Source organism: Roseomonas rosulenta (genome assembly GCF_016106005.1).
Classification (GTDB): domain Bacteria; phylum Pseudomonadota; class Alphaproteobacteria; order Acetobacterales; family Acetobacteraceae; genus Neoroseomonas; species Neoroseomonas rosulenta.
In genome coordinates, this window is sequence record NZ_JACADR010000386.1 from 1 (window position 1) to 3,234 (window position 3,234).

At 72.6% G+C, this 3,234-nt stretch carries 3 protein-coding genes; all 3 read right to left on the bottom strand.

Annotated features, from left to right (window positions below):
* Positions 1-97: 97 nt before the first annotated feature.
* On the bottom strand, positions 98-1,930 hold the full coding sequence (tssF, locus tag HW578_RS24660; RefSeq protein WP_198373350.1) for a type VI secretion system baseplate subunit TssF: 1,833 nt from the start codon (positions 1,928-1,930) through the stop codon (positions 98-100).
* Between the two features lie 3 nt (positions 1,931-1,933).
* Complete coding sequence (tssE, locus tag HW578_RS24665; protein WP_198373351.1) at positions 1,934-2,425, bottom strand: type VI secretion system baseplate subunit TssE; 492 nt, start codon at positions 2,423-2,425, stop codon at positions 1,934-1,936.
* Between the two features lie 385 nt (positions 2,426-2,810).
* Positions 2,811-3,234 (bottom strand): type VI secretion system accessory protein TagJ (locus tag HW578_RS24670; RefSeq protein ID WP_304621650.1); only part of this gene is annotated, 424 nt, incomplete at its 5' end.

Consider the following 3,234-nt stretch of genomic DNA (forward strand, 5'->3'; position numbering starts at 1 on the left):
GCCGCCGCGGCCGCCTGCTCGGTCGCGACCGCGAGGTCCTCGAGGGCGGGGAGCGCCTCGGGCAGCGGCTGCGGCGCCTCGTCCTGCGGCGCGCCGCTCACAGCAGGGTCCGGGTGCCGCTGCGCGCGGGGAAGCGCGCGACGATGCCCGGCCGCCCGCGCAGCGCGACCTGCGTGCGGCAGAAGGCATTGACCGAGACCTGCAGCGCCAGGAAGCGTTCCAGCACCTGCGCCAGCGGATAGAGGCCTGCCGAGGTCCAGGTCTGCGAATCGAAGGTCAGCGTCACCTCGAGCCCGCGCGCGAAGGCGCCCGCGCGCCCGCCCGGCAGCCGCGCGACACCCGGGCGCGTCTCCACCGAGACAAGCGAGGCGAGTGCCGCGCGTGTCTCGGCGGTGTCGCGCAGGTCGTGCAGGCGCAGGATCTCGCGCAGCGCCGCCGCCCCCGCTTCGCCCCCCGTGACCGAGAGGTGGTTCAGTGCCAGGTGCGAGATGAGGCGCCACGCGCCGCGGTCGTTCAGCCCCGGGCGCAGCGTGGGCGTGGGGGGCGAGAGGCAGTCCACCGCCGAGACCGCCGCCCCCCCCTGGCTGACGCGCAGCCGCGGCTGCCCGGCGCCGAAGGGCAGCAGCGCCGGCAGGTCGCGGTTGCAGCACATGGCCTCGATGGTCAGCACGCCTTCGGCCAGGCGCGCTGGGTCGAAGCCCGCATCGCGCAGCTCGATCCAGGTCTGCGTGCCGGTGATGGGCGGCGTGGCGCCGCGGCGGAAGGTGACGTAGTTCGCCTCCGCCACGTTGGTCTCATCCGCATCGGCCTCGTTGCGGCCCAGCCGGTAGAAGGGCAGCACCGCGCGGCGCAGTCCGTCTGGGCGGCTCTCGCGCACGCTGTCGATGGCGTAGATCTCGAGCGAGATGGGGCGGCGCGCATCGGGCACCACCATCCACTCGGACTGCGTGCCATCGAGAGCGATCGGCTCGCAGCGATGCGGGAACAGGTTGATTGCCGGCGTGCAGCCGAGCACCACGTTGTCCGGGCCGAGCACGCGCTCGAGCTCAGGCATGGCGCGGTTGAGATAGATGTAGATATCGAGGCGGTCGCTCTCCTGGAGGAGCGTGCGCGCCTCGAGCCCCGAGAGGTCGATGTAGAGGAACTTCTCCGGGAAGGCGAACCACTCCGTCAGCATCCGGTAGCCCGCGAAGGCGCGGTTCGGCCAGGGCAGCGCGGCTTCCTCGTGGCTGAAGCCGCCGGGCTGCAGCCGGTCGGGGTCGAGCAGCGTGGGCCGCGGGTCGGCCGGGCTGTCCGCCAGCGCGATGCCGACGCACGAGGTGCAGAGCAGTTCGTGCAGCAGCGCCGGCATCGCGCCCACGCCGCGCAGGTGCAGCCGCAGCCGGTCGAGCCCGATCTTGGCGAAGGTGGCGTCGGGCGTGGTCACGCGCAGGCCGATGCGCAGGCAGGCAAGGGCAGCCTGAACGCGGTTGTTGGCGGGTGCGGCAATGGGCTGGCCACCGAGCTTGAAGGTCTCGACCGCGACCGGCCAGATGGTCACGTCGTGGCAGGTCTGGAAGCGCACCGGTTCGCCGCGCACCGGCTCGGTCTCGAGCATGAGGCCGCGCGCGACGCGCATCGGCCCCTGCGCGTCGGGCGCGGGGGCAAGGCGCAGCGTGGTCATCGAGGGCACCGGCGCGAGCAGGTGCGGCGAGAGCATCTCGAGCAATGTCTCGCTGAATTCCGGCAGTTCGTCGTCGAGGCGCTGCTGCACGCGCGCGGCGATGAAGGCGACACCCTCGAGCAGGCGCTCGACATAGGGGTCGTCCACCGCCTCGGGCGTGACGCGCAGCCGCGCGGCGACCTTCGGATAGGCGTCGGCGAATTCGCCGGCGAGCTTGCGGATCGCGCCGAGTTCCCGGTTGTAGTAGGGCAGCAGGCTCTCGGACACGGATCAGTCCTCCCGCACCGCGACATCGAGCGTGGTCGGGCGCACCACCGTCTCGAAGGAGATGTGCTCGGGCACCGGGTCGGTGCGCAGCACGGCCTCGATCTTGAGGCGCAGGACGCGGTCGATCGATTCGCGTTCCTCCTGGCGCATCTGCACCTTCACGTTCATCAGCCGCGGCTCGAAGCGCGTGATGGTCGCCTGGATCTCGCGCGAGAGCGCGATGCGGCGGTCTTCCTCGGTGAAGGATCCGGCGGTCGGGTCGGGCACGCCGTAGCCGATCGGCGAGAGCGGCAATTCGGCGAGCCCGGGCAAGGGCGGCAGGCGACGCCGGCGTGCGTTCAGCAAGGCTTCGAGGTCGCGACGCACCGCGAGGCGCAGCTGCTCGACCGCCAGCGACTGCGACAGCGGCGGGTCGCGCGGGCTGTCGGGGTCGGCATCGAGCAGCCGGTCGAGCAGCGGAAGGCGGATGCGCGGGCTCGAGCGGGTGTCGGACATTCTTCTAGGCCCTTAGACGGCGGGCGCCGGCATGCGCCGGCTTCGCTTGCGCGCCTTGCACGGGTGCACCTCGCGCGGCTGTCGGTCTGGCGCGGTCACGCTGCGCGCTCCCGGATCGCGAGAGGCGCGATCCGATGGGATTGGAGGCGGCGCGCCGTGTTCCGTCGATCGGCTTTGACGCGCCACGCGCACGACGTGCAGCGGCGCGCGCTGCCCTGCACGATCGGGCGCAACGGCCGGTTGCCGGTCCAGGCGGATCGCGTCGATGCGCGATCCGGGTGCGCAGAGCGCGACCGCGCCCGACCGGCCCGTAGCCGCCGGAGCGGCCGCGCATGGCGCGAAGGCAAGCCGGCCGGATGGCCGGCGCCCGCCGTCTGAGGGCATCTCAATCAAACATCAGCTCGTCGAGCTCGGCGAGCGTCTTCGCCTCCTCGCCCACCAGGAATTCGCGCCCGCCCAGGCCGCGCACCAGCGTGCCGTCCTCCTGCCATTCGGTGCCGCGCCCGAGCCGCAGCGGGTTCGGCATGTCCTTGGCGGTCCAGGGGTAGACCACCGGGATGTAGACCACGCCCTCCTGGCCGTCCTTCATCTCGATGGTGCAGCGGCGCCAGTACAGGTCGCGCGGGCGCTTGGGCGCATCGAAGGACAGCGCGCGGAGCCGTTCGGTCGGCACCCACATGTACTCGCCGCCCGCGGTGTGCACCTCGATCATGGCGGCGAAGACGTCGTCGGCGTCGCGGAAATCGTCGAAGGCCAGGTCGCCCGCGCGGCCCGTGACGCGCGGGCGCAGCGCCTCGACCTCCGCGGCC

What these genes read in the sequence shown, in the direction of transcription:
- tssE (WP_198373351.1), bottom strand. Translation starts at nt 2,425, where the DNA reads ATGTCCGACACCCGCTCGAGCCCGCGCATCCGCCTTCCGCTGCTCGAC.